This window comes from Staphylococcus felis, from assembly GCF_003012915.1.
GTDB lineage: Bacteria > Bacillota > Bacilli > Staphylococcales > Staphylococcaceae > Staphylococcus > Staphylococcus felis.
Window position 1 is genome coordinate 2,422,463 of sequence record NZ_CP027770.1, and the last position, 25,220, is coordinate 2,447,682.

General features: G+C 33.1%; 25 protein-coding genes and 3 pseudogenes. 8 read left to right on the plus strand and 20 right to left on the minus strand.

The window, feature by feature from the left end:
* Nucleotides 1-178: 178 nt before the first annotated feature.
* Together C7J90_RS11565 and C7J90_RS11570 are read right to left on the minus strand one after the other, a co-directional pair.
* The gene (locus C7J90_RS11565) at nucleotides 179-1,021 is read right to left on the minus strand and encodes a DUF4097 family beta strand repeat-containing protein (protein ID WP_103207536.1); all 843 of its coding nucleotides are present in this window, start codon (nucleotides 1,019-1,021) and stop codon (nucleotides 179-181) included.
* Nucleotides 1,018-1,581 carry an HAAS signaling domain-containing protein gene (locus C7J90_RS11570; RefSeq protein WP_103207534.1) on the minus strand — a complete coding sequence of 188 codons (564 nt, stop codon included), beginning with the start codon at nucleotides 1,579-1,581 and terminating at the stop codon, nucleotides 1,018-1,020. Before C7J90_RS11570 ends, C7J90_RS11565 begins: the two co-directional genes overlap by 4 nt.
* A 187-nt stretch (nucleotides 1,582-1,768) precedes the next feature.
* Here C7J90_RS11570 and C7J90_RS11575 point away from each other — a divergent pair, with 187 nt between their 5' ends.
* Complete coding sequence (locus C7J90_RS11575; protein ID WP_103207532.1) at nucleotides 1,769-2,329, plus strand: thioredoxin family protein; 561 nt, start codon at nucleotides 1,769-1,771, stop codon at nucleotides 2,327-2,329.
* A gap of 159 nt (nucleotides 2,330-2,488) precedes the next feature.
* Here the strand turns inward: C7J90_RS11575 and C7J90_RS11580 are convergent, their stop codons facing one another.
* The 10 genes from C7J90_RS11580 to C7J90_RS12345 form a co-directional block, all read right to left on the minus strand.
* On the minus strand, nucleotides 2,489-3,850 hold the full coding sequence (locus C7J90_RS11580; RefSeq protein ID WP_103207530.1) for a gluconate:H+ symporter: 1,362 nt from the start codon (nucleotides 3,848-3,850) through the stop codon (nucleotides 2,489-2,491).
* Nucleotides 3,851-3,863: 13 nt separating this feature from the next.
* Nucleotides 3,864-5,405: a gluconokinase gene (gene gntK / locus C7J90_RS11585; RefSeq protein WP_103207528.1), complete on the minus strand. Its 1,542-nt coding sequence runs from the start codon at nucleotides 5,403-5,405 to the stop codon at nucleotides 3,864-3,866.
* A gap of 20 nt (nucleotides 5,406-5,425) precedes the next feature.
* Nucleotides 5,426-6,100, minus strand: coding sequence for a GntR family transcriptional regulator (locus C7J90_RS11590; protein ID WP_103207526.1), 675 nt, complete (start codon nucleotides 6,098-6,100; stop codon nucleotides 5,426-5,428).
* Between the two features lie 192 nt (nucleotides 6,101-6,292).
* On the minus strand, nucleotides 6,293-7,021 hold the full coding sequence (pmtD, locus tag C7J90_RS11595) for a phenol-soluble modulin export ABC transporter permease subunit PmtD (RefSeq protein WP_103207525.1): 729 nt from the start codon (nucleotides 7,019-7,021) through the stop codon (nucleotides 6,293-6,295).
* Nucleotides 7,021-7,893 (minus strand): phenol-soluble modulin export ABC transporter ATP-binding protein PmtC, encoded by an 873-nt coding sequence (pmtC, locus tag C7J90_RS11600; protein WP_103207523.1) that lies wholly within the window; start codon nucleotides 7,891-7,893, stop codon nucleotides 7,021-7,023. The genes pmtD and pmtC overlap by 1 nt, the downstream gene beginning before the upstream one ends.
* Before the next feature lie 13 nt (nucleotides 7,894-7,906).
* Nucleotides 7,907-8,554 (minus strand): phenol-soluble modulin export ABC transporter permease subunit PmtB, encoded by a 648-nt coding sequence (pmtB, locus tag C7J90_RS11605; RefSeq protein ID WP_103207521.1) that lies wholly within the window; start codon nucleotides 8,552-8,554, stop codon nucleotides 7,907-7,909.
* Between the two features lie 624 nt (nucleotides 8,555-9,178).
* Complete coding sequence (gene pmtA, locus C7J90_RS11615) at nucleotides 9,179-10,069, minus strand: phenol-soluble modulin export ABC transporter ATP-binding protein PmtA (RefSeq protein WP_103207518.1); 891 nt, start codon at nucleotides 10,067-10,069, stop codon at nucleotides 9,179-9,181.
* On the minus strand, nucleotides 10,069-10,446 hold the full coding sequence (gene pmtR / locus C7J90_RS11620) for a PSM export ABC transporter transcriptional regulator PmtR (RefSeq protein WP_103207516.1): 378 nt from the start codon (nucleotides 10,444-10,446) through the stop codon (nucleotides 10,069-10,071). The genes pmtA and pmtR overlap by 1 nt, the downstream gene beginning before the upstream one ends.
* Nucleotides 10,447-10,779: 333 nt before the next feature.
* Nucleotides 10,780-10,953 carry an SE1626 family protein gene (locus tag C7J90_RS12035; RefSeq protein WP_167389004.1) on the minus strand — a complete coding sequence of 58 codons (174 nt, stop codon included), beginning with the start codon at nucleotides 10,951-10,953 and terminating at the stop codon, nucleotides 10,780-10,782.
* A 90-nt stretch (nucleotides 10,954-11,043) separates the two neighbouring features.
* The gene (locus C7J90_RS12345) at nucleotides 11,044-11,181 is read right to left on the minus strand and encodes a Trp-rich small protein (RefSeq protein ID WP_158701930.1); all 138 of its coding nucleotides are present in this window, start codon (nucleotides 11,179-11,181) and stop codon (nucleotides 11,044-11,046) included.
* Between the two features lie 207 nt (nucleotides 11,182-11,388).
* Between C7J90_RS12345 and C7J90_RS11625 the strand changes: the two genes are divergently transcribed.
* The 5 genes from C7J90_RS11625 to C7J90_RS11650 all read left to right on the plus strand — a co-directional run bounded on the left by C7J90_RS11625 (nucleotide 11,389) and on the right by C7J90_RS11650 (nucleotide 17,043).
* The gene (locus tag C7J90_RS11625) at nucleotides 11,389-12,681 is read left to right on the plus strand and encodes an aminotransferase class I/II-fold pyridoxal phosphate-dependent enzyme (RefSeq protein ID WP_103210369.1); all 1,293 of its coding nucleotides are present in this window, start codon (nucleotides 11,389-11,391) and stop codon (nucleotides 12,679-12,681) included.
* Nucleotides 12,682-12,880: 199 nt separating this feature from the next.
* Nucleotides 12,881-13,702, plus strand: coding sequence for an SPL family radical SAM protein (locus C7J90_RS11630; protein WP_103210371.1), 822 nt, complete (start codon nucleotides 12,881-12,883; stop codon nucleotides 13,700-13,702).
* A gap of 13 nt (nucleotides 13,703-13,715) precedes the next feature.
* Nucleotides 13,716-14,225 (plus strand): methylated-DNA--[protein]-cysteine S-methyltransferase, encoded by a 510-nt coding sequence (locus C7J90_RS11635; RefSeq protein WP_103210373.1) that lies wholly within the window; start codon nucleotides 13,716-13,718, stop codon nucleotides 14,223-14,225.
* Complete coding sequence (locus C7J90_RS11640; protein ID WP_103210375.1) at nucleotides 14,218-15,453, plus strand: acetylornithine deacetylase; 1,236 nt, start codon at nucleotides 14,218-14,220, stop codon at nucleotides 15,451-15,453. Before C7J90_RS11635 ends, C7J90_RS11640 begins: the two co-directional genes overlap by 8 nt.
* A gap of 445 nt (nucleotides 15,454-15,898) precedes the next feature.
* Nucleotides 15,899-17,043 (plus strand): IS3 family transposase gene (locus C7J90_RS11650; RefSeq protein WP_103209691.1). Its coding sequence is split into 2 segments (ribosomal slippage): nucleotides 15,899-16,145 and nucleotides 16,145-17,043, totalling 1,146 coding nucleotides; the frame shifts between segments, so codons are not numbered across the junction.
* Between the two features lie 679 nt (nucleotides 17,044-17,722).
* Here C7J90_RS11650 and C7J90_RS11655 read toward each other — a convergent pair.
* The 6 genes and pseudogenes from C7J90_RS11655 to C7J90_RS12355 form a co-directional block, all read right to left on the minus strand.
* Nucleotides 17,723-18,100 carry a hypothetical protein gene (locus C7J90_RS11655; RefSeq protein ID WP_103210796.1) on the minus strand — a complete coding sequence of 126 codons (378 nt, stop codon included), beginning with the start codon at nucleotides 18,098-18,100 and terminating at the stop codon, nucleotides 17,723-17,725.
* Nucleotides 18,101-18,118: 18 nt separating this feature from the next.
* Nucleotides 18,119-18,607, minus strand: coding sequence for a hypothetical protein (locus tag C7J90_RS11660; RefSeq protein ID WP_103210794.1), 489 nt, complete (start codon nucleotides 18,605-18,607; stop codon nucleotides 18,119-18,121).
* A gap of 180 nt (nucleotides 18,608-18,787) precedes the next feature.
* Nucleotides 18,788-19,112 (minus strand): annotated as a pseudogene (locus C7J90_RS12350) (hypothetical protein).
* A 208-nt stretch (nucleotides 19,113-19,320) separates the two neighbouring features.
* Nucleotides 19,321-20,465, minus strand: a protein-coding gene (locus C7J90_RS11670; protein WP_103209691.1) for an IS3 family transposase whose coding sequence is annotated in 2 segments (ribosomal slippage) — nucleotides 19,321-20,219 and nucleotides 20,219-20,465 — 1,146 coding nt in all. Because the reading frame shifts where the segments join, the coding sequence is not laid out codon by codon here.
* A gap of 9 nt (nucleotides 20,466-20,474) precedes the next feature.
* Nucleotides 20,475-21,029: a DUF3885 domain-containing protein gene (locus C7J90_RS11675; protein WP_106465148.1), complete on the minus strand. Its 555-nt coding sequence runs from the start codon at nucleotides 21,027-21,029 to the stop codon at nucleotides 20,475-20,477.
* Nucleotides 21,022-21,453, minus strand: a pseudogene (locus C7J90_RS12355) (SAR2788 family putative toxin); the annotation flags it as partial. The pseudogene C7J90_RS12355 and the gene C7J90_RS11675, both read right to left, overlap by 8 nt.
* Here C7J90_RS12355 and C7J90_RS12120 point away from each other — a divergent pair.
* Nucleotides 21,445-22,228, plus strand: a pseudogene (locus C7J90_RS12120) (tyrosine-type recombinase/integrase); the annotation flags it as partial. The pseudogenes C7J90_RS12355 and C7J90_RS12120 overlap by 9 nt on opposite strands.
* 96 nt (nucleotides 22,229-22,324) lie before the next feature.
* Here the strand turns inward: C7J90_RS12120 and groL are convergent.
* Entirely contained in the window at nucleotides 22,325-23,950 is a 1,626-nt protein-coding gene (groL, locus tag C7J90_RS11685; RefSeq protein WP_103209737.1) for a chaperonin GroEL, read from the minus strand.
* Nucleotides 23,951-23,989: 39 nt separating this feature from the next.
* Nucleotides 23,990-24,277, minus strand: a complete 288-nt coding sequence (gene groES / locus C7J90_RS11690) for a co-chaperone GroES (protein ID WP_103209739.1) — start codon at nucleotides 24,275-24,277, stop codon at nucleotides 23,990-23,992.
* A 158-nt stretch (nucleotides 24,278-24,435) separates the two neighbouring features.
* Between groES and mroQ the strand changes: the two genes are divergently transcribed.
* Nucleotides 24,436-25,179, plus strand: coding sequence for an intramembrane glutamic endopeptidase MroQ (gene mroQ / locus C7J90_RS11695; RefSeq protein WP_103209741.1), 744 nt, complete (start codon nucleotides 24,436-24,438; stop codon nucleotides 25,177-25,179).
* The last annotated feature ends 41 nt before the right edge of the window (nucleotides 25,180-25,220 follow it).

The following is a 25,220-nucleotide window of genomic DNA, read 5'->3' on the forward strand; positions in this document are numbered from 1 at the left end:
CACTTTCGTATCATTTAATTCATCATCATAAAACTAAATTAACGAGTACCTTATATATAAAGATCATTAAAAGAAAAATTTCGAGATTTTTCGCGAATTTATACGAAAATCTCGAAGTTTTTCGATTACTGAGATATTTATGTCTCAGCCTTTTTCATTCCATTGTGATTCAAAAGTTCTATTCAACTTTAATGTCACCATTTGTAGTATACAATTCGATTTTATGACGTCCGTCCCCATTTTTGCCATTTTGAATGTTTTTATTTTTAATGATAGAGCGACCATTCTCAGGATTCAATTTGAGCATCATATTATGAGGTTGAGCTTTATAGTGCAATAATATATCTCCATTTTTGATTGAAGCTTTTAAGACGCACTCTGCTGGCATGTTTTTTAGGTTAATCATACCTTCAACCACTTTAAATACACTATTGTTTACTTGTGTGCTATTAATATCGATGGCGCCTTTTTCTATATTAACTTCACTATCTGTTAAAGAACTATTATTCGCTTTAACAAAGGTTTCATATCCGCTTATTTGCGTGCTTTTAAACTGACTATCATCAATATTTATTTCACCATGCTTTTCATTCCATAATGTGGCATTAACACTATTAATATGATTCACTTCAATGTTAGATACATTCGAAGTTAACTTTAATTCTTTGAGTTTAGTAGATGGAATTTCAATTTTTAAAGTACCATGATGATTGGCAAAAGGATTGACATCGACCATTTTTTTAGAAGTTGCAGACATTTCAGCAATTTGTAATGTCTGATCCACATTCGATATATTTAGTTTGTTTTTTCCTTTGTAGACAAGCTTAAATGTATTGCCTTTCGTCACTTTAATATCAGCTGTATCGCTATTAACAATAAGTCTATTTATTTTGTTTATATCATATTGCTTTTCAATTGTTTTGACTTTATTATTATTTTTTTCAAATCCAAACCATGTGACCATGCCTAAAATAAAAGTAACGATAAAAAGGCTTAAACCGAACAGAAATAATTTTTTCATTCTTTCACTGTTCCTTTTTTAATAAAATTAATATTCCATGTTAAATAACGTATGATAGCATATCGAATGACAAGTACTATTTTAGTAATAATAACAATGAAAACAATACCCAAACCTAAAAAAGACATACTAAAAATAAAGTTACTTAAAGAAAAGTATTGTACGCCAACCCACATCGTTGATATCAATACAATAGCTGGTGCTAAAATCATACCTATCGATATAAATGCACCTGCTAACACAAACAAGCTGACAAAAAATAATGGAATCATAATAATGAACAACGTAATGATGCTCATACCAATTGTTGCTACTAAAGCTCTTGCAATATGCACGAAATCAGGCTTTTTTTCTGCATTTTTAACCGCATATGCTGCATAACTTTGTTTAGCGACCTTCTTAGGACTATCAAGCATTTTAACAATTTCTTTATCTGTTTTACCGTTTTCGCCTTCTTCATAAAAATACTGTTCATATTTAGTCATCACTTCGTCAATACGATAACTTGGCAACTTCTTAAGGCGATGTTCTAACTCATTTAAATATGTTATTTTATCCAATACTTTCCCCCCTTACCCCTTAAAATAACCTTTCTTAATAATATAAATTATATAGATTCTTCATAAAGATTTGAATATGAAACAACGAATTGTATTTTAATTGTTATATTCTTAATTTGTCGTAATCTTTTTAATTTTCTTCACATTGAAGAACTGTTATAATCTAAATAAAATAGGAGGGATGATTATGGTAAATTTAAAAACATATTATGAGCAATCTAAACCATTATCTCAATATATTGACGATATGACATCCAATCAAGCAGGCATTAAAGAAATTGATCAACGGTTTGTCGCTCCTCAAAATGAACCTCAACTCGAAAAAATCAAACAAAAAAATTATAAATATGTACTTGTGATTAGTGAAGACTGGTGCGGGGATGCCATGATGAACATTCCTGTTTTAAAGCATATTGCAGAACAATGTGATTTAGAGGTACGTGTATTTTACAGAGATGAGGATACAAATCTTATTGATCAATATTTAACGAATGGCAAATCTCGTTCCATTCCTATTTTCGTATTTTTGAATGATCAATTTGAGCAAAAAGCGGTTTGGGGTCCTCGCGCAAAAGAAGTCCAGAATTTTGTAGACGATATTCGCTCTAAACATCTTCCTGATAAGAAGGATCCGCTATTTGATGATAAGCAGAAAGAAGTGCATCAAATGATTCGCAATCGTTATTTAACTGATTCACAATTTTGGCTTTATGTTTATCATTCTATCCTTAATCGCCTCACATCTTAGCACTTCAATTTTACGTATTAAGCTAAACAACAGCTTCTATATAAAATAGCTATAAAGTAATCTTTGCTGTTAGATTGCTTTATAGCTATGCTTTACTGATGATTATTGATAAGCTATGTAGATGAATGTTTGTTTGATGCGATAACGTCTATTCATACTCTAAACGATTAAACTAAGAATATAAACAAAAATGAGTCCACTCACAGAAATAATCGTTTCAACCATAGACCAAGTTAAAAAGGTTTCTTTAACCGATAATCCAAAGTATTCTTTAAACATCCAAAATCCTGCGTCGTTAACGTGAGAGCAAAAAACACTTCCCGCTCCGATAGCTAATACTACAAGTGCCGTATTAACATCACTCGTTTGCAGTAACGGCAAAACTATACCTGTTGTCGAAATAGCTGCAACTGTTGCAGATCCCAAAGCTAAGCGTAATACCGCTGCGACAAGCCACGCAAGAAATAATGGCGATAATTCAGACCCGACGAAGAAATGTTCGACTGTTTTACCAACCCCACCATCGATAAGTACTTGTTTAAAAGCACCGCCACCTCCGATTATGAGTAGCATCATGCCAATTGGCGTAATCGCTTTTGTCACACTTTCCATAATATCAGACATACTTCTATTTAAATGTAACCCCATACTATAAATTGCAAATAGCACCGCAATGAGCATAGCAGTTCCAGCTGTACCTATAAAATAAACAATACGCTCAATAAAATCAGTCGCTTCTTTTTGATGCCCCGTAACCAACTGCCATATTGTTGCAACTAACATTAATATAACTGGTAATAAAGCTGTGAAGACACTTAATCTAAAACTTGGTAACTCTGACTTTTGAAACGTTTTTGTAGCACCTAAAGAAGAGATATTACCTTCTTTGTGAAATGCAGTCCCTGATAAATGGGGTGCGATTTTGACAAATAATGGTCCTGCAATAATTGTGACAGGAATAGCTACAATAAAACCATATAACAACACTTGACCTATGTCAGCATTTAAAGATTGCGCGATAACAACAGGACCAGGGTGAGGTGGTAAAAAACCATGTGTTACAGATAATGCTGTTACCATAGGCAATCCAATTTTAAGCTGCGACATTTGCATTCGTTTAGCAATTGTAAATACTAGAGGAATCAACAAAACTAATCCCACTTCAAAGAATAATGCTATTCCGACAATAAATGACGCAATGACCATCGCCCATTGAACGTAGCGCCTACCAAATCGATCAATGAGTGTGTCTGCAATTTGAGTTGCACCACCACCATCTGCTAAAAGTTTTCCTAACATTGCACCTAAACCAAAAATCAGTGCGATATGTCCTAATGTATTTCCCATGCCTGTTTCAATCGTGCCAATAATTTTATCTAATGGCATACCTAGTAAGATACCAGTACATATTGCAGTTAAAATCAATGAGATAAATGTATTCAATTTTAAATAAATGATCAATATTAATAAAAATACAATACCAATCACAACACTGAATAATGGCCATAACGCTTCAAACATACGCTTCCCTCTTTTACTTTAAATTATTTTTTCGTTGAAACTGTGCAAGATTTCGATAAGTTTCAGATAATGATAATGAGATATCATTAAAAATAGGCATCAATTGTTGATAAACTTCGTGATAAGCTAAGTTTGGACTGTGCACATGCGTTGATGTTATCCATTTTTCAACAATGTCATAATTTTCGATTTCACCCATTGCTTTTAAACCGATAATACATGCTCCTAAACAAGAGCTCTCATTATGAGTTGGAATATCAACATGGCAATTAAAGACATCAGAAACTATTTGACGCCAAACGGCACTCTTTGAAAATCCGCCAGTTGCGCTAATTTTGTAAGGCGTACCTCCTATGATTTCACTTAACGCCATAAATACACTATATAAATTAAACACAACCCCCTCTAAGACTGCACGTATCATATGCTCTTTACGATGTGCTAATGTCAATCCAATAAATGAACCTCTCGCATCAGATGTCCATAATGGCGCACGCTCACCTGTTAGATAAGGATGAAACAGCAACCCTTTTGCCCCTGGTTCAACCCTTTCAGCTATTTTAGATATTAAATGATAACTATCAATCCCTAGACGCTTTGCAACTTCAACTTCATCAGCTAAAAGTTCATCTCTTAACCATCTTAAAACGACTGCCCCATTATTAACTGGACCACCAATGACATAGTGTGTTTCATCTAATACATAACAAAATGTACGACCTTCAGGATCAATTAGAGGCTTATCAACTACCGTACGAATTGCACCAGATGTTCCAATGGTAAGCGCAACCTCACCTTTTCTAAATCGGTTCACACCTAAATTTGATAAAACGCCGTCACTCGCTCCCACTACAATTGGTACATTTTTCGACAGTCCTAGTGATTCTGCAACTTGCTGATCTTTAAATTCCAGTCGAGTTGTTGTGGGTACGAGTTGAGGTAACTGTGATTCATCCAGTTCTAATAGTCTTAATATATCTTGATCCCACTTTTTCGTTTTCAAATTCATGAGACCAGTCGCTGATGCTATTGACCAATCCATGACCCACTGTCCCGTTAACTGATATAAAATATAAGACTTAATATCTACAAATTGAGCTGCCTTTTGAAATAACTCTGTTTCTTCTTCTTTGAGCCACATCATTTTACTTAATGGTGACATCGCATGAATAGGTGTACCAGTCTTTTGATAAATTGCGATGTTTTGATCAGTGTGTTTTAATTTTTCGACAACTGCTTGAGCACGATTATCCGCCCACGTGATGCTGTGGGTTAGTCGTTGATGATTATGATTCATGACGACGAGACTGTGCATTTGTGCACTGAAGGCAACAAACTTAATGTGTTTCGCTTCAAGATTTTGAGCTAAGACGACATTTCTAATGGTCGATTGAACCGCATGACAAATCTTATCGGGGTCTTCTTCTGAAATGTCCACTGTTGGTGTAAGTAAAGGATATTCAATCAGTGACTGGTCTATCATATTCCCTTCCTCGTTATACAATACAGCTTTAGTGCTCGTTGTGCCGATATCAACACCAATCATATACTTCATCATTTTATCTCCTTTCAAAATTATGACCAAAATGCACCAATATTGTTGTTGATGTCATTAAAGTTAGCTTTAAATGCTTCATACATTTGATGTCTATCTTTAGCTTTTATAGCTTCAATAAATTGTTGATGATTATCAAGAATCCGTTCAAAATCGGATCGGTTTGTCTCCATTCGTTCTTTCATACTAATATAAATTAAGCAAAGCATTATCGGTTTCATCTGTTGCCAAATATGCATAAGATAACTATGTTCACATGCTTCAACCATCACCTCATGAAATCTGAGGTCTTCTGTCGCAAAACGTGTTGCATCTTCAAATTGAACACTTACACGCATTATTTCTAAAGATTGAAGCATATTTTTTATAATCATATCAATATCATTTCGCTCAACTATTTTTGTAAAAGCAAATGCTTCAATCATTAATCGGATATCTGATAACTCTTGCCTTTTTTCTTCATTGAAAGGGATAATCTCTGCTCCCATTCTTTCTAATCGTATTAAACGTTCTTGGCTTAAAATTTTAAAAGCATCTCTCACAGGAGAACGACTCACTTTGAATCGATCTGCAATTTGATTTTCAGTAATCAGTCGATGCTGATCCATTTCGCCATTAATGATATTAAGTCGTAGTACAGCAGCAATACGCTCTCCTTTTGACAAATGAACTTGCCATTCCTTTGGATAATCCATGTATTCACCTCAACTTGTATACAAGTATTCTAAAATAAATACTCGCTTTTGTAAACGTTTTCTTTTTAATTTCACTTGTATCCTCTTTAAAAATATAAAAAACCGAAGCACTCTTGTTCTGCCCTCTTAAAAGTTGAAATTATTTCTCAACAATTAGAGACACGTCACAATTTAATGCTTCGGTTTCATATATTAAATATCTTTCTTAGTGATTGAAAAGAGGTTTACAATAGTTAAAACAACAATCGATGCAATATTAATAAACCATTGCCAATTTGTAAATGTTAATCCACCTTCTAATGTTTTATCACTTAAATAACTAATTGGTATATATTTCAATGATTTTTGAATGTTATCACCAATTTCTGGAATAAGCGGTATAAAAGGTTTCACAACAGGCAAAATTAAAAGTAACAATATACCTAAAGTGAAAACTAATGATGGCTTTTGAACGAATAAATTAATCAAAAATAATAATAAACCATACACTAGAAACAAAATTAAATAGAATACTATGAGCTCACCTATATTCTCTACATCTAAGTCTGTCCCACTTGTTGTCCACTGAATGACATACGTAACAGCTAAAACAATAAACGCTGTTAAAAGTGCGATACAAATAATCGAAAGAAACTTTGTAATAAAATATCCTATGCGACTCCGTATGTTGTTCAAATACAATTGAATCGTCCCTTGCCCACTATCACGAGTGATGGTTTTAATGACAAAAAGTAAACCAATTAATGAAAAAAACCATTTTGCCACATTAAACATCGTATAGACATCTACATCTCTATGATTAGCGACCATAATCCCTACAGTAACACCAATAGGTAAAATACCTAATATCACTGCAATATAAGTTAAAGGACTTCTAAAAATGCTTATCATGTCATATTTTAATAATTGTAGGCTATTCATTATGCTTCACCTCTTTGGTTAATATTGAAATACGTATCTCGCAATGATGCTTTCCTTGTCTCAATATACTGAGGATAAATTTGAATATCAGATAATCCCTTTAACACGGATTGATAATTTTGTTGTGCACTTATGATAATTTCGCCAACTTCTTTTTGAGATTGAATGACTTTAAATTGATCAGTGAGATAGTCTAGGGCAACTTTATAATCGGAAGCGTCGACAGTAATGATGGTTTGATCAGATACTTGACCTTCCCCCATATTTACATCTTGAACAAAGTGGCCATCTCTTAAAAAGACCGCTCTATCACAGATAAGCTCAATATCTTCTAATTTATGACTGGAGATTAGTATTTTCATATCTAACTCTTTCACAAGGTTTTCAATGGTTTTCAAAACATCTATCGAACCATCTGGATCCATACCATTTGTTGGCTCATCAAGTATTAAGTATTTAGGTTTATTCATTAATGAAACAGCAATTGCCAGTTTCTGTTTCATCCCCATCGAATACTTTTTAACTTTTTTCTTAATATACGTCTCCATACCAAACGCTCGGATAATATTATCGGTATACTCTTTATCAAAGCCTTTTCCTAATACTTGAGCAAATAGTTTTAAGTTATACAGTCCTGATTTATTATCGTATAATTTGGGATGTTCAATTAAGTAACCAATATGGTCTTCTTTAGCCACTTGAACATCACCTGAATAATTAATAATGTTGCCATTCATCATTTTCATTAAAGTTGTCTTACCAACACCATTTTTACCAATTAAGCCGACAATTTTGCTATCGTTAAATGAAAAATCGATATTATCTATTACAGTATTCTGTCCATATCGTTTCGTAATATGCTTTAATTCCACTTTAAAAGACCTCCTATCGTTTGATAATGCTAAAAATCTGATATAAATACGAAATTAAAGCTAGTATGATTGCTAATATAAAATACCAAATGCCCACGTCTAATGGTGCAAAATACAATGGGTTATCAAATTTGACCATACCAATCGTAACCAAAATAATACAAATGACAAATGGTATTAGAAATAGCATCAGAAAAATGTAACCTATAATCGGTATCTTATCATTCATTTTTTCACTACAACTTGGAAATCCCACTATAAATGTTAATAAATTAGCACTAATGAATAACCACATCGTACTAAAGGTGATGCCATTAAAATCGATCATACTCTCCCTTATTCCATATGACCAAATCAGCAGCGCACCAAAGGCTGTTAACATCATTACGGTTACATAATGCGCATTAAGCAGTTGCATTTTGGACACCGGCAAACTGTGATGAAATAAATATGCCTGATTGTGTCCCAATCTGCGAAATAACCGATACGCATGTGCACTATCAATGACAGCAATAACATTAATAAATAAATAAACAAATGAGAGCCCTATCACATCATCTTGATTGGCTAAATAATGGAATGGCCACAGTAATAATATCATAAAATAAAGTATTAAAGTCCATCTTCTAAAATACAGATTCCGCTTTATTAATTGTAACATGTTCTATGCCCCTCTTTTAGTTCATCGTTTATTTAAATTTTAAGATGATTATTTTGAATTCTTTTTTGACTCATGCATATCTTAGTTAAGTAACTGATCAAGACAATAAAAAACATCATGTAGATCTTTAACGGAAACTGATTTTCATTCGTACGTTCAAAGAATGGGAAAAATATATAGTTAATATATAAAATGAATATGAAGAAAAATTTCATATACATCCAAGTAACATTCGATTTTTCTTCAAACAAAACACGAATACAAACGACACAATTCAATAACGTATAACTGATTAAAATGACTATAATTGTTAAACGGTTCTCAAATTGAAAGAACAAATTGACTATCGTAAATAGAACAATTTGTATGATACATATCTTTAAAACATACATATGTAATGATTGATATAACAATTTGGTTGAAACAGGCAAACTTCTCATATAGATATACATTTTATTTCTATTGAATCCCTCTTGAATATATATAGGCGAAAACCCCAGGAGAAGAATCAAAAGCACAAATAAATCGTCTATATTATTAAAGAGCATTGGACGTATCCATAAATAAATAAGTAATACGATACCCATAAACCCAATCATGATATACATTAAGTCAAAAATGTGGTTACGCTTTAAGAGTTGTTTCACTTTGAGTTACCTTCCCTTTTTCATACGCTACCATGATGTCTTCAATTGTCATTTTGGAAATAGTTATCTGGTTTCCAAATAATTCACTAAAGACACTAGCATGTTTTGTAACACCAGAAAAAGTGTCACCAGAAACTTTTTTGTAAAGGAGCAGACCTTCTAATTCTGAATCAAGATCTTTTACATCTCCTCTAACAAGTCGATGCGTATCGAGCAACGCTTCTTTAGATTCTTGAAATACAATTTTGCCACCTTTTAAGTGAATGATATAATCAGCAATTTGCTCTAAATCAGAAATAATATGTGTTGAAAATAGCACTGATTTATTTTCATCTATTAATAACTCTTGTATAATCTCTAACACTTCATGTCTCACTACAGGGTCTAATCCTGCTGTTGGCTCATCAAAAATAAATAATTCTGCATGATGACTAAATGCGATGGCTAATGATAATTTCATTTTCATCCCCGTTGAAAGGTTTTGAATTTTGTCCTTATAATTTAACTTAAACCGTTCTAGAAAACTTAAAAATAATTGATGATCCCAACGACTGTAAAATGGCGAGATTAACTTTTCGACCTTCTTGATAGTCCATTTTTCATTTAGATACAATTCGGAATATACAAATCCAATTTTGTCTTTAATAGCTATACCGTCATCCTTCATAGAACCATCTAAAATTTGGATATCTCCTGACGTTGGCTGAATTAAATCCATAATAAGACGAATCAATGTTGTTTTACCTGCTCCATTTGCACCTATAAATCCTGTCACATATCCTTTCGGCACATTAAAATTGATACGGTCTAACTCGAATGACTTCTGTTTATAACGAATATCTTTAACTTCAATTGCGAATTCTCCCATTACAACTCCTCCTCATAAATCATCGCTACGATTTCTTGTAATTCAGCTAGTGGCATTCCGATTGTTTTAGCTTCTTTTGCCAGGCTTTGAGCAAGTGACTCAATCACGATAAACTGCTTCTCTTTTAATATGGATGTATCTTGTGCTTTAACAAAGGTCCCTTTACCTCTTATAGATATCAGATAGCCATCTTTTTCTAAGTCTTCATATGCACGTTTGGTCGTGATCACACTAACACCTAAATTTTTAGCAAGCTCACGCATTGACGGTAAATGTGCCCCAGCTAGTAAAGCACCTGTCAGAATTTGTTCTTTAATCTGTTGTTTAATTTGTTCATAAATTGGAGACTCACTGTTGCCTTTTAATAATATTTTCACGGTCATCCTCCCTTACTAACTGTATATACCAAATATATACAATATATACTTATTTGTAAACCCCTCAAAGTAAAATCTTTTGATAATCTTTTAAAAACCCACCTATATTCTATATCCATTCGACTCAGTTTCAATTAGTCTTTCTTGTGAACAGATGGAATTGTATATACACTATATATATATTTTGCGTAAAAAAAGAGCCACTTATCTGACAAAACAGGCATTCAGAAATGAGTTTGATCATAGGACTCTCATCTCTCAATTTCATGTCATAAGTGAACATCTTTCTTTATAATACTTTATTTAAATTCGTGATAATTAACTATTTTTCAGTTAACGTTGCTTCTTACGATCATTATGTCGACTAATAAAAGCACAAATCATAAACAGTATCGTTGCAAAAAATAATTTAATTGCTGACGTTTCTTCCCCCATTGATTGCAAAACTATCCCTATGACAAATATAACAAGCGCAATCATAACAAAGATTTTAGTTAAATGTTTCATTTTATCTCTCACCTCGTCAAAAAAAGTATATCAAATCAAATTTGTCACAACAATTACCAAAAAGCCATAAGAATAGACAATAAAATCACTTTATTTTGTCGAATCATTGTCTTGTTTATCTTCTTTTTTATGTTGATACGTTTTCCATTTGGTTTCAATCCAACATCTAAAAACAATTAATATACTCCCCGAAATTAAAGTCATTACAAATTCGCTCCATGACATCATATCGCACCTCCTACATAACGCTTTTTCATAATCTATTTATCAATTTAAGTAGGAAATCGGTAACTATTCATATCTTATCACATTTTAGCGAACATGTGTTCTATTTTTGTTCTATTTTTTTCCTTAAATTTGTATACATTCTTTAACTTTCTTCTTATTCAAGGTATGATATAACTATATTAAGTTTTTTAGAAAAGAGGCTAAACTATGAACCCTTTAGCATTGAATTTAAACGAACAATTGAATGAAACTAACCCAAATGTATTGGACATGCTTTCTGACTTAGGTAAAAGCATGTACTATCCTAAAGGTATATTAACGCAATCTGCCGAGGCCAAATCTACTGAATATAACGCAACTATTGGTATGGCAACAAACAAAGATGGCAAAATGTTTGCCTCATCTTTAAATGACATGTTTAACCATTTAGAACCAGATGAACTTTTTGCTTATGCACCACCACAAGGTCTAGAAGCACTACGTGAATTATGGCAAAATAAAATGTTAAAAGAAAACCCAGAATTATCTAAAGCGTTAATGAGCAAACCTATCGTTACGAATGCTTTAACTCATGGATTATCACTTGTCGGCGACTTAGTTGTGAATCCCAATGACACATTGTTATTACCGAATCACAACTGGGGCAACTATCGATTAGTATACGGCGTACGTCACCAAGCTCATATTGAAACGTACCCAGTTTTTGATGAAGACGGACACTATACAACTGATGGATTGATTGAAGCCTTGCAACAAATTGATCAGGAAAAAGTAGTTTTAATCCTTAATTACCCGAACAACCCAACAGGCTATACTCCTACTAAAGACGAAGTACAAAAAATCGTTGAAGCAATAAATGAACTAGGTCGTCGCGGTGTAAATGTTGTAGCCATTGTCGATGATGCTTATTATGGATTGTTCTATGAAGATGTTTATACACAATCTATTTTTACAGCATTAACTAATCTGCAAAATGAGCATGTTTTACCGATACGTTTAGATGGCGCAACAAAAGAATTCTTTGCTTGGGGCTTCCGGGTAGGATTTTTAACATTCGGACTGAAAGATGATACGACAAAAAACATACTTGAAGCTAAAGTTAAAGGCCTTATTCGTAGCAATATTTCAAGTGGTCCTACACCTTCGCAATCTGCCATAAAATATGTGTTAGAACATCCAGAATCCTTTGACAAAGAAATTCAAGCGAATATTGACACACTCGAATCAAGATATAAAGTAACAAAAGAAATTGTCTATAAAACGCAATATCAATCATTGTGGCAGCCTTATGACTTTAATTCTGGTTATTTCATGGCATTAAAAGTAAAAGGCGTTAATGCCGAGACATTACGTGTTCACTTAATTGAAAAACATTCAATCGGCGTAATTGCGCTTAATGATACAGACATTCGTGTGGCATTTAGTTGTATTGAAAAAGACGAAATTGAACACGTATTTAATGCAATCGCGCAAGCTATTCAAACATTACAAGCATCATAATATATGACATTATCAGAAATGAATGATAGTCCATCAGCAATATGAGCCCCCTATTTCACTATGTAAACAGGGGGCTTTTCATTGAAATATACTAGACTTGAGATTTAATAAAATTTTTGGAAATCGATAGGCAATAGCTTTGCAAAAAAGTACAGATAATATCACTTTATCAATTATCTTTCATAATGAAGGTGAACCAATGGAGATTGAAACACGAAGACCGAAACAATTTTTAACCAAAGCATCTGGTTTTTTAAGTCAATATACCCATACGTTGAATCCATATATGGGTTGTCAGTTTGCATGTGAATACTGTTATGTCAGAAAATCCCCTATTTCTATCTTTTCAGGAAAAACATGGGGCGAATGGGTAACGATTAAAGAAGATTTAGATAATCAGTTTCTTAAAGAGTTACAACGCGAAAAACGAAAAGGCCCTGTCACAGTCTTTATGTCTTCATCTACAGATCCCTATCAACCTATTGAAAAACATCAACAAATCACCCGGCATTTACTTAAAGTGTTAAGTCAAGAACCACCAGATTATGTATTCATACAAACTCGTGGGCCATTAATTCAACGCGATATAGATATATTAAAAAACTATCCAGGTCGTTTTATTGTCAGTATGACGATTGAAACTGATAGAGAAGATGTCATTCGCACTTTTACACCACATGCACCAAGCATCAAATCACGTTTGATTGCATTACAAAAATTACGTCAACACGGTATCCCTACTCAAATTGCAATTGCACCGATTTTGCCTTGCACTGATCAGTTTGCTCGTGTCATTAAACCTTATACAGAACGTGTCACAATAGACGATTATTTTATGGGTGATGGCTCTAACGGCAAAAGAACAGCATCTTTAAACATTGAAAAAAACTATCAATTGTTAAATGCAGACAATTGGTATCAACGAGATGCCTATCGATATGTTGTTCAGTTAATGGAAAAAGAATTTGGAAAAGAAAATGTAAATATCAGTATTGATGGGTTTTTACCTCAGTTATCTTAAAGGAGTGCTCATGATGATTTATTATTATAAACATATTAATACCCCTATTGGACAAATGACAGCAGTCGTCAATAATCATGCATTAATCCAGTTGTCCTTTACTGACTCAAATCATTATCAAACAGTCATCAGTCAATTGTCTAAACAAGCAGACTTGAAACAAGTTTCCTTTCATCCCATTATAGACAAACTCGCATTTGAATTAGAGGGATATTTCCATGGAGATGTCAAATCTTTTAAAACACCCGTCCATTTCACTATAGGGACGCCTTTTCAACATCAAGTTTGGCATGCTTTATATCAACTTCCTTTTGGAACAGGTACAACATATAGCCAAATTGCACAACACATTCAAAAACCTAAAAGTGTACGTGCCGTTTCAACTGCTATAGGTCAAAACCCTTTATCAATCATCGTACCTTGTCATCGTGTATTAAGAAAAGATGGCCAGTTAGGTGGATTTAACAGTGGCTTACATCGTAAAAAAGCATTATTAAAAATGGAGGGAGTTCAACATGCTTAATGAGCGTCATTTTGACATTTTAAAGACCCTTATATCATATAATACAGAAAGCCCACCCGCACGTAACACATTACCATTACAAATGATTATAAAATCTTGGTTAGAAGCTTTAAATTTTGATGTTCAAACCATCCCCTTCTATGAAAATGACGCCATTATAGTAGGTACATTAAAAGGTGAAGATCCCACAGCACCAAAACTTATTTTAAATGGGCATGTTGATGTTGCCGAAGTTGAAAACGATCAATACTGGAATTCAAATCCTTTTGAACTTACACAAGATGGGGATTATCTAATTGGACGTGGCGTTGCCGATATGAAGGGTGGCATGTCGAGTTTATTGTATAATCTAGAACGTTTATATCATCATAACAAACAGCCTAAAGGAGATATTATTGTTCAGTCTGTTGTAGGTGAAGAAGTGGGTGAAGCTGGGACTAAAGTAGCATGTGAACATTCACCTCAAGCAGATTTAGCACTTGTGCTAGATACGAGCGAATCAATTGCTATGGGACAAGGTGGAGTCATTACAGGGTGGATTACAGTGCAAAGTGAAGAAACCATTCATGATGGCGCTAGAAGTCATATGATTCATGCGGGTGGCGGCCGTCACGGAGCAAGTGCGATTGAAAAAATGGTGAAAATCATTCAAGCCTTACAAGAGTTAGAGCGTCATTGGGCTGTGACAAAATCCTATCCAAACATGCCGGCAGGTGCAAATACCATTAACCCTGCAGTGATTGAAGGTGGTCGACACCCTGCATTTATAGCGGATCAATGCAAACTATGGATAACTGTTCATTATCTTCCAAATGAAAATGATAAAGATATTATTCATGAAATCGAGGATTACCTTAATCGTGTTGCAGCAAGTGATCTTTGGTTGCGTGACCATCCATTACAATTTAGTTGGGGTGGCGTATCAATGATTGAGGATCAAGGCGAAATTTTCCCAAGCTTTACTATCCCTGTAGATCATCCTGGTTTTGATTTATTAAGTCAATGTCATGAAATAGTACATCATTCCAAAATAAAAACCGAAATAAGTACTACTGTAACTGATGGTGGTTGGACTGCATACTATGGTATTCCAACTATCCTTTATGGACCAGGTGAACTAAATGAAGCTCACGGAACGAATGAAAAAATTAAAGTAAGTGATTTACAACAATTTACAGACGTTTTGTATCATTTCCTTATAAAATGGTATGAAAATCCAGTTAAGTAATTAGTAAAAGATTATTATCCCCAACATTGAACATGATTCTGGCAAGTCGAAATCGAAGTAAAAATAAAGGGGCTGGACCAAAAATCCAGTCCCAAAATTCAAAGGCTTTTCCCAAATAAGCTTTTAAAATAGTATGATATCAAAGTATAACGTTTAGGATTTAGTATATTTTATGAATATGTTCATTCTATACAATTTTCCATGTCATCAATGACCAAAAATGTATCACATTATTATTCCGTATATTCCATCCTCAACTTTTGACTTATATATAGCCACACCTATTTTTAATTTTCGTATATTGTTTGTCTTCTATATTTAGGTACAAAAACTATATAATACTTACAATTCTATTTTTTATGTGCTAACCTGTGAATCGTCTACACTTAGTTGGACAAATTCTATGAGAATAGATATTGTTAAATTAAGAAAGTAGGCGATTTTTATGACAAGAGAAAGAAGAACTTTTAGTCCTGAATTTAAATTACAAATGGTAAAGCTTTATGAAAATGGTAAGCCTAGAAATGAAATTGCTCGTGAATATGATTTAACACCTTCGGCGTTAGGGAAATGGATTAAGCAACATCAAAATACTGGTTCATTTAACCATCAAGATAACTTAACTAATGAAGAAAAAGAACTAAGAAAATTACGTAAAGAAAATCAACAATTGAAAATGGAAAATGATATTTTAAAGCAAGCAGCGCTGATCATGGGACGAAAATAGATGTCATTCGAAAGAATGCCAATAAATATTCAGTATCAGCAATGTGCAAAGTCCTGCAAATCTCTAGAAGTAGTTACTATTACGAAATTAACAAATCACCCAACGTTGAAAAAGATGATCGAGATAAGGAAATTAGCGATAAAATTATCGAGATTTTCAATTCTAATCGCAAATGTTTTGGAACAAGAAGGATTAAAAATGAACTTATCAAAAATGGTTTAAATGTCTCAAGACGACGTATAGGACGCATTATGAAAGCAAATAAATTAGTATCTTCTTATACGACATCGAAGTATAAATCATTTCCTTCTCGCTCAAGTGAACGCGAAATCAATAATGAATTAAATCAAAGTTTCAATAGAAAAGAACCATTGGAAGTTCTTGTCAGTGATTTGACATATGTAAAAGTGGCTGGAAAATGGCATTACATATGTTTATTTATTGATCTTTTTAACCGTGAGATTGTTGGGCATAGCGCAGGCTCAAAGAAAGATAGCACGCTTGTATCCAAGGCACTTAGTAGCATTAGACACGATTTAAGAGACGTACAAATGTTTCACACTGACAGAGGAAAAGAGTTTGATAATCACATGATTGATGATGTACTAGATACCTTTGGTATCAAAAGATCTTTAAGCATGAAAGGATGTCCATATGACAACGCAGTAGCTGAAAGTACATTTAAAGCGTTAAAAACTGAATTCATTAAACAGTATGATTTTAAATCTATTAATCACTTAAAACTCGAATTGTTTGATTATGTTAATTGGTATAACAACATTCGACCTCATAGTGCATTAAATTATCTGACGCCGAAAGCGTACAAAGATAGTTTCTATAAAAACTGTCTAGAAATCTGTTGACATACCACTATTTATGTCGTTAGACATTGTGGCATCTCTTCATGCAATTAATATTGGTTGGCTGACCAAATATTATTCTAGCATGTTGAGATGCCTATTTTAATAGGTTCTATAGTAAATCGGACTGGTGTATAAATAATTTCATTTATTTGATTGTTCCATAAAGCCTCGCTTTTCTAGGCGCCTTACCTCAACTCATTTTAAGATTGAACTTACCCAATCTTAAAATGGATTTTCGGTTACGGCAAGATGCCTCAGAAGTCTCGGCTTAGGAATCAATCAAATTTGCTATATTTATTCACACCTCTAAGTTATAAAATATGTTTTACTAACTCAATTTTACTGATTTATGTTGTATTAAAAGAGGCATTAATGTTCAAGACTTTATGATCACACAACGAAAAAGGCGTTAAGCAATCCATTATTGCATAACGCCTTAATTTAATGCGACCAGTCCAATTTGACTGAGAGCCTTTTAATATAACGGTAGAACCTTTCCGGAACCATACGCATAGCGCATGGTTTACTTTTAGTCAATTAAAAAGCAAGACTCCTGTAGAATACAGAAATCTTGCTTTAATGAAAGTAGCTTGATAAAAAGTTCACCTTTTTGGGTTCACTACAATGAGGTGTGGCGGGTAAAAAAGCAACCGTCGCAACGGTTAACCTTAAATACTGTTTAGAAATCGGATTGTTGACTTATTAAACTTCCCATATCTGACTTTATATTATCTGCTAATACTTGTAATTCAGGAAAATAATTATTAGCAAAGCCAATTATAATTTTATTTTTTACAAACGTATTAATCTCTCGATCTTCTGGAATCGTATTTTCTATTAAATCCAAAAGTTCACTTTGACTTATATCCTCTATACTTACTGTATTTAAATATTTTAAAATCGCTAAATACAAATTATCAAATACTTCATGTTCAAAATCAAAATCTAATAATAATAAACTAACAGAATTAGTTTCTAGCTGATTATCTCCAATTTTATCTGAAAGCTCTCGTATAGCTTGGTAAAGTAATCTAAAACTTTCTTTTTCTTTTAACATAATAACCTCCTTAATATATTAAAACAGCCAAGATATAGCTTCTTTTAAAGTCACCCCTAAAGTATGAGCTTTAGACTTTGATAAACCTGCTTCACGACCCGCTCTAATAGCAGCATCTCTCACTGCATTAGCAGGGACTTCACTCCATTTTAACATAGGCTTTAACTCTTTTACTAAAGGACTATAAGCTTTATTAAAAGCATTAGCTGCTTTTTTGCCACCTACTTTTTCTACCACTGCAACTGCCTTACCTCTATTGTTAATAATTAACTTAATAGCAGTCTTAACAACCTTTGTAGCTCCAATTCGATTTTGAGCCTCGGGATTCACTGGCAAATCAGGATTTCTATTTATTTTCACTCCATCTACCGTTACATATTGTACTTGAGGATTTCTATTAACTGTTGTTTTAGAAACCTCATTCTCTTTAGCATCTACTAATGGACTGATCGTTGATAATAAAACGGCACTCACTACTAATGTTCCAAAAGTTTTTTTTAGTTTCAAAATAAAAACTCCTTTGTTTTTAATTTACTCCCAAATAAAAACATTACCGAGAAAAACATATCATAATATTGCTTTTATTCCAATTGCTTTATTGACAATACAGTTCCTGCTCTATATTATCTAATTCACATTATATTTAAACACAAAAAACAGGACAATCGTAATGACCGCCCTTAACTATTAAAACACCTCATCAATAATCAAACGTTTTCGCCATACCCAACCGTTATTTGTGTCTGAATATACACGACACCAACTATCAACGATCTCAAATACATAAAATACAGTTCCAGGTTTATATGTTTCGTCCGTTTTATACATAATGTTGATTATGATTCGCTTTACAAATTGTAACACCTGCGTCATCTGTTTTTGCTTTAAAATACGCTGTGTTAGACCAATTAAGATTTTTAGGTATCGTCTTAAATGACTTCTCTTTTGTTTTCGGCTCTTGATAAGTAGTAGCTAAACCTTTCGTTGTTTCATTAGCAAATTTTGGGACAATAAAGTGTGTAAGACCTCTAAAATCATCATTTCAAGACTCCAATAATATCCTCCACTCTTCTGTTGTCATAACGGTTCTAAACTTTAATCAATTTCATTGCTCACATCAAACAAGAGGTTGCTGTATTTTCGGGAATACTTTATATAAGACTGCTTATTTACAAAATATAGCCACAATCCTCTATCATCATACAAGTGATATTGGTATGTCAACAGATTTCTAGACAGTTTTTATAGAAACTATCTTTGTACGCTTTCGGCGTCAGATAATTTAATGCACTATGAGGTCGAATGTTGTTATACCAATTAACATAATCAAACAATTCGAGTTTTAAGTGATTAATAGATTTAAAATCATACTGTTTAATGAATTCAGTTTTTAACGCTTTAAATGTACTTTCAGCTACTGCGTTGTCATATGGACATCCTTTCATGCTTAAAGATCTTTTGATACCAAAGGTATCTAGTACATCATCAATCATGTGATTATCAAACTCTTTTCCTCTGTCAGTGTGAAACATTTGTACGTCTCTTAAATCGTGTCTAATGCTACTAAGTGCCTTGGATACAAGCGTGCTATCTTTCTTTGAGCCTGCGCTATGCCCAACAATCTCACGGTTAAAAAGATCAATAAATAAACATATGTAATGCCATTTTCCAGCCACTTTTACATATGTCAAATCACTGACAAGAACTTCCAATGGTTCTTTTCTATTGAAACTTTGATTTAATTCATTATTGATTTCGCGTTCACTTGAGCGAGAAGGAAATGATTTATACTTCGATGTCGTATAAGAAGATACTAATTTATTTGCTTTCATAATGCGTCCTATACGTCGTCTTGAGACATTTAAACCATTTTTGATAAGTTCATTTTTAATCCTTCTTGTTCCAAAACATTTGCGATTAGAATTGAAAATCTCGATAATTTTATCGCTAATTTCCTTATCTCGATCATCTTTTTCAACGTTGGGTGATTTGTTAATTTCGTAATAGTAACTACTTCTAGAGATTTGCAGGACTTTGCACATTGCTGATACTGAATATTTATTGGCATTCTTTCGAATGACATCTATTTTCGTCCCATGATCAGCGCTGCTTGCTTTGAAATATCATTTTCCATTTTCAATTGTTGATTTTCTTTACGCAATTTTCTTAGTTCTTTTTCTTCATTAGTTAAGTTATCTTGATGGTTAAATGAACCAGTATTTTGATGTTGCTTAATCCATTTCCCTAACGCCGAAGGTGTTAAATCATATTCACGAGCAATTTCATTTCTAGGCTTACCATTTTCATAAAGCTTTACCATTTGTAATTTAAATTCAGGACTAAAAGTTCTTCTTTCTCTTGTCATAAAAATCGCCTACTTTCTTAATTTAACAATATCTATTCTCATAGAATTTGTCCAACTAAGTGTAGACGATTCATATAATATGCCTCTTTTATTATCCATTAAATATATATCTAAGTAATTATCTTTTTGGTTAATTGTCGGGAATAAACTTTTAAAATCTTGATTGCAAATTGCTCTCACTAATTTTTTATAATTTAAATCCTTCAATTTCTTATTTTTATAAGATAATGCATAACACTGGATGCCTTCATCGTTAATATATTTTTTAAAATCTGGTATTTCGTTATTATTGAAATAACTAAACTTTTCTTTGAACCGAGTTTTTTTAAATGAGTCTCCATATAAATAATACACAAGCACTATATCAATAGTATTACTTTTTTGAAACAAATCTTGTAAAATTTGAATTGCATTATTATGAATCCTTGCAAAATAACCTTTGTTAAAGCTTTTGCCATCATCTAAAAAAGGATATTCGCCCTCACTTAAATCTAAATGAACAGCATTTTCAACTTCAGAAAAATTTAAATCACTTACTTTCATACAATTTATAATATTACCCATATTTATCAATCTTCCTATTTACAAAATATTTTCCAACTTTAGTTAAAGTAGCTTTTCTTATACCACTTTTATCCAACAATTTCCAATATTTACTCCTTTGCCAGTTAGAAGTCTAGAATTTATTCCCTTCGCTACTTTATGCGTATTTGATTTTATAGTGTTATTCACTACCTTTTACCGTACTTTTTAATAGCCCATTGAATACCGTATTTTGCAGCCATTACTGCCACTACTACTAAAGGCGCAGCATAAGCTTCAGCCAATCTTGTATCAAATTCATGTTCCTCACCAGTTGAATTATTATTAAAAACCCAGCTATGTCTTCTTCATCTGCATATGTTAAATCAATTTTATAATCTACTTGTATAGATTCTTCTATAATAGCACTTTGTAGATGATATGACAGCGTAATTTCGATAGTATTCTGGCATCAACTAATATCGTATTTAAGTATGCTTATGATACAAAATTAATAAAAGTGTTAACTAGTGAATGAATCAAGCGTCCTAAAAAGAAACATAACGTTGAGGAATTAGAAGAAATCGAGATACAAAAAATTTCTCGAAAAAGATGAATTGATTGAATTTCTTAAAATGACATAAAAATAATCACTACCGAAAAATCGTTTTGAAGTTTTTTCTACCCTTGCATATATAGGATTACGTGCTGGGGAATTAATAGCATTGAAGTGGTCTGATATTAATTTTGAGAATAATACAATTAGCATTACAAAAACGTATTACAATCCGAATAATAATAAGAAAAAGTATCAAATACTTACACCTATAACTGATTCATCAATAGGCAAGATTTCTGTTGGTCCAAAAATAATCACGCTACTAAATGATTATAAAGTGAATGTACAAGACAAATGGAAAATGAATTATATGTAGATAATGGTTTTGTATTTACTGACACCAATGGCTATCCACATGTAATAAAGAAATTGTCTGCATGGATACAAAGTATTATCAAGAAAACTAATATCAATAAAAACATCTCCACTCACTCATTCAGACACACATTGTGCTTTACTTATTGAAGCTGGTGTTCATATCAAAGAGATACAGGAACGATTACGCCACAAAGATATTAACACTACTATGAACATCTACGCTAAAATTACAATTTCTTACAAAAAAGACGCTTTCCAAAAGTTTAGTCAACTAATGGAAAACGCCTCAAAAGAATTATTTTAAATGTTCGTTTGATTCAGCTGAACCAAACGACATTTTTTGAATTTTTATGTCATTGCAAGCTATAAAATGCTGTCAAATCGATATTTATAAGCTCTTTTACATCATACCTGGCATTCCGCCGCCCATTTGTGGCATGTCATTATTAGACGATTCGTCTGGAATGTTGGCTACAACCGCTTCTGTAGTCAAGAACATTGCGGCTACACTTGCAGCATGTTGTAATGCTGAACGTGTTACTTTTGTTGGGTCAACAATACCAGCTTCTAACATATTAACCCATTCATCTGTTGCAGCATTATAACCTACACCTGGCTCAGCATTTTTCATACGTTCTACAATGACTGAACCTTCTAATCCAGCATTTTCTGCAATTTGACGTACGGGTGCTTGTAATGCTTTAAGTACGATATTCACACCTGTTGCTTCGTCTCCTACAGCTTCAATGCTAGACACTTTGTGGAAAATGTTCATTAATGCTGTACCACCACCTGCTACAATACCTTCTTCAACAGCAGCTCGTGTTGAGTTTAAAGCATCTTCAATACGTAACTTACGCTCTTTTAATTCAGTTTCTGATGCTGCACCCACTTTAATAACTGCGACACCGCCAGCCAATTTAGCAAGTCTTTCTTGTAATTTTTCACGATCAAAGTCAGAATCCGTTTCTTCAATTTGAGCTTTTAATTGATTCACTCTTGCATCAATATTTGTTGGATCTCCATTACCATCAACAACTGTTGTGTTATCTTTAGTCACTTCAACCTTTGTTGCTGTACCTAACATCTCAATTGAAGCTTCTTTTAATTCAAGCCCTAAATCGTCAGTAATCACTTGCGCACCTGTTAAAATCGCTAAGTCTTCTAACATCGCTTTACGACGATCACCAAAACCTGGTGCTTTGACAGCTACTGCAGTGAATGTGCCACGCATACGGTTTAGAACTAAGTTTGTTAATGCGTCTCCTTCAACTTCATCAGCAACAATTAAAATTGGACGATTAGATTGAACGATTTGTTCAAGTAACGGCAAGATATCTTGGAATGAACTAATTTTTTTGTCCGTAATTAAAATATATGGATTTTCAAGTTCTGCAGTCATTTTATCTGAATCTGTTACCATATATGGTGATTGATATCCACGGTCAAATTGCATCCCTTCAACAACATCTAATTCTGTGTTGAAACCACTTGATTCTTCAATCGAAATGACACCATCGTTGCCCACTTTTTCCATCGCTTCTGAAATATAACGTCCTACCTCTTCATCTGCTGCAGAAATAGAACCTACTTGAGCAATTTCTTCTTTATTTTCTACTTTTTGTGAAATATCATGCAATGCTTCAATCGCTACACCGACAGCTTTATCAATTCCTTGTCTAATACCTACTGGATTTGCACCACTAGTTACATTTTTCAAACCTTCTTGAATCATTGCTTGTGCTAATACTGTCGCAGTAGTTGTACCATCACCAGCAATTTCATTCGTTTTGTTCGCAACTTCTTGAACTAATTTAGCCCCCATATTTTCATATGGATCTTCGAGTTCAATTTCTTTTGCGATTGTCACACCATCATTGGTAATTAACGGTGCAGTAAATTCTTTATCTAATACAACGTTTCGCCCTTTTGGACCTATTGTCACCTTAACAGCATTTGCTAATTTATCTACACCACGTAACATCGCTTGACGTGCGTCTTCAGAGAATTTTAATTCTTTTGCCATATTGACTTATACCTCCGTCATTTTAATTTGATTACATCATTATTCTTCAATAATAGCTAATACTTCTTCTTCATTTAAAACAAGATATTTCGTATCATCGCGTTTTATTTCAATTCCTGCATATTGATCATATACAACTCTATCTCCAACGTTTACTTCTATTTCTAGACGTTGACCATTATCTAAAGTGCGTCCCGGTCCTACCGCAACAACGACACCTTCATTTGATTTCTCTTTTGCAGTATCTGTTAATACAATACCACTTTTAGTAGTTTGTTCTTGCTCTTTTCTTTCGACAACAATACGGCTTCCTAATGGTTTAAGCATGATAATGCCTCCTTGTGATAACCAAATTTAGCACTCTAAATATGTAAGTGCTAATACATTGTCTATATTAATCAAAGTTGGTCAAAATATCAAGTAAAATGCTATCATTTGTGAGGTCAACTCAAATTCGATACAATTATTTTCTAAGGAGGTCACTTATGAAGCGGATTTATGTATCAGTACTTACGATAGTAATTTATGGTTTAGCACAATTTTTACCAACAATAGCCCAAGCAATGGGATTACTTTCAACTGAAAATACGACTGACTTAATGAAACAAAGTATTAACCTTCAGCTATTCAGTTTTATTGTTGCTGCAATTTTAATTTTATTATTTCAAACCCAGATTAAAAATCCAATGCAGTTTGAACTTACACCTAAAGAGCCAAAACGTTATATTGTGCCTTGGGTGCTTGCAGGTTTAGGTGTTGTATTCATAGCGCAACTCATCATTAATGCAATTTCTACACTTCTTTTTGGCATTGACCCAGCAAGTCAAAACACATTAGCACTTATGAAAATAGCACGTGAAATGCCACTATTTATCATTCTAATAGCGATTGTTGGTCCTATTTTAGAGGAGTATGTATTTAGAAAAGTCATTTTTGGTGAATTGTACAATGCCATTCAAGCTAAACCTATTGTTAAATTTTTAATCGCTGGAATCGTGAGCTCAATATTATTTGCATTAGCTCATATGGATTTTACGCACTTTTTAGTCTACTTCGCTATGGGCATTATCTTTTCTGCATTCTATATTTATACCAAGCGATTAAGTGTCGCTATTGGGATTCATATCGCTCAAAACGGATTAGTCACACTCGTTCAGTTACTTATACCTGAGCAAGTTTTTGAACGTATGTTAGAACAAACACAAGTAATTATACTTCATTTATTTTAGAAAAAAGGAGAGACTAGGACAGACGATTGCCGATGTCCTAA

What these genes read in the sequence shown, in the direction of transcription:
- mroQ (WP_103209741.1), top strand. Translation starts at nt 24,436, where the DNA reads ATGAAGCGGATTTATGTATCAGTACTTACGATAGTAATTTATGGTTTA.
- C7J90_RS11575 (WP_103207532.1), top strand. Translation starts at nt 1,769, where the DNA reads ATGGTAAATTTAAAAACATATTATGAGCAATCTAAACCATTATCTCAA.
- C7J90_RS11640 (WP_103210375.1), top strand. Translation starts at nt 14,218, where the DNA reads ATGCTTAATGAGCGTCATTTTGACATTTTAAAGACCCTTATATCATAT.
- C7J90_RS11635 (WP_103210373.1), top strand. Translation starts at nt 13,716, where the DNA reads ATGATTTATTATTATAAACATATTAATACCCCTATTGGACAAATGACA.
- C7J90_RS12035 (WP_167389004.1), bottom strand. Translation starts at nt 10,953, where the DNA reads ATGAAACATTTAACTAAAATCTTTGTTATGATTGCGCTTGTTATATTT.
- pmtD (WP_103207525.1), bottom strand. Translation starts at nt 7,021, where the DNA reads ATGAATAGCCTACAATTATTAAAATATGACATGATAAGCATTTTTAGA.
- pmtA (WP_103207518.1), bottom strand. Translation starts at nt 10,069, where the DNA reads ATGGGAGAATTCGCAATTGAAGTTAAAGATATTCGTTATAAACAGAAG.
- groES (WP_103209739.1), bottom strand. Translation starts at nt 24,277, where the DNA reads ATGCTTAAACCATTAGGAAGCCGTATTGTTGTCGAAAGAAAAGAGCAA.
- C7J90_RS11675 (WP_106465148.1), bottom strand. Translation starts at nt 21,029, where the DNA reads ATGGGTAATATTATAAATTGTATGAAAGTAAGTGATTTAAATTTTTCT.
- C7J90_RS11655 (WP_103210796.1), bottom strand. Translation starts at nt 18,100, where the DNA reads ATGTTAAAAGAAAAAGAAAGTTTTAGATTACTTTACCAAGCTATACGA.
- C7J90_RS11625 (WP_103210369.1), top strand. Translation starts at nt 11,389, where the DNA reads ATGAACCCTTTAGCATTGAATTTAAACGAACAATTGAATGAAACTAAC.
- C7J90_RS12345 (WP_158701930.1), bottom strand. Translation starts at nt 11,181, where the DNA reads ATGATGTCATGGAGCGAATTTGTAATGACTTTAATTTCGGGGAGTATA.
- gntK (WP_103207528.1), bottom strand. Translation starts at nt 5,405, where the DNA reads ATGAAGTATATGATTGGTGTTGATATCGGCACAACGAGCACTAAAGCT.
- C7J90_RS11630 (WP_103210371.1), top strand. Translation starts at nt 12,881, where the DNA reads ATGGAGATTGAAACACGAAGACCGAAACAATTTTTAACCAAAGCATCT.
- C7J90_RS11590 (WP_103207526.1), bottom strand. Translation starts at nt 6,100, where the DNA reads ATGGATTATCCAAAGGAATGGCAAGTTCATTTGTCAAAAGGAGAGCGT.
- C7J90_RS11565 (WP_103207536.1), bottom strand. Translation starts at nt 1,021, where the DNA reads ATGAAAAAATTATTTCTGTTCGGTTTAAGCCTTTTTATCGTTACTTTT.
- pmtB (WP_103207521.1), bottom strand. Translation starts at nt 8,554, where the DNA reads ATGTTACAATTAATAAAGCGGAATCTGTATTTTAGAAGATGGACTTTA.
- groL (WP_103209737.1), bottom strand. Translation starts at nt 23,950, where the DNA reads ATGGCAAAAGAATTAAAATTCTCTGAAGACGCACGTCAAGCGATGTTA.
- C7J90_RS11580 (WP_103207530.1), bottom strand. Translation starts at nt 3,850, where the DNA reads ATGTTTGAAGCGTTATGGCCATTATTCAGTGTTGTGATTGGTATTGTA.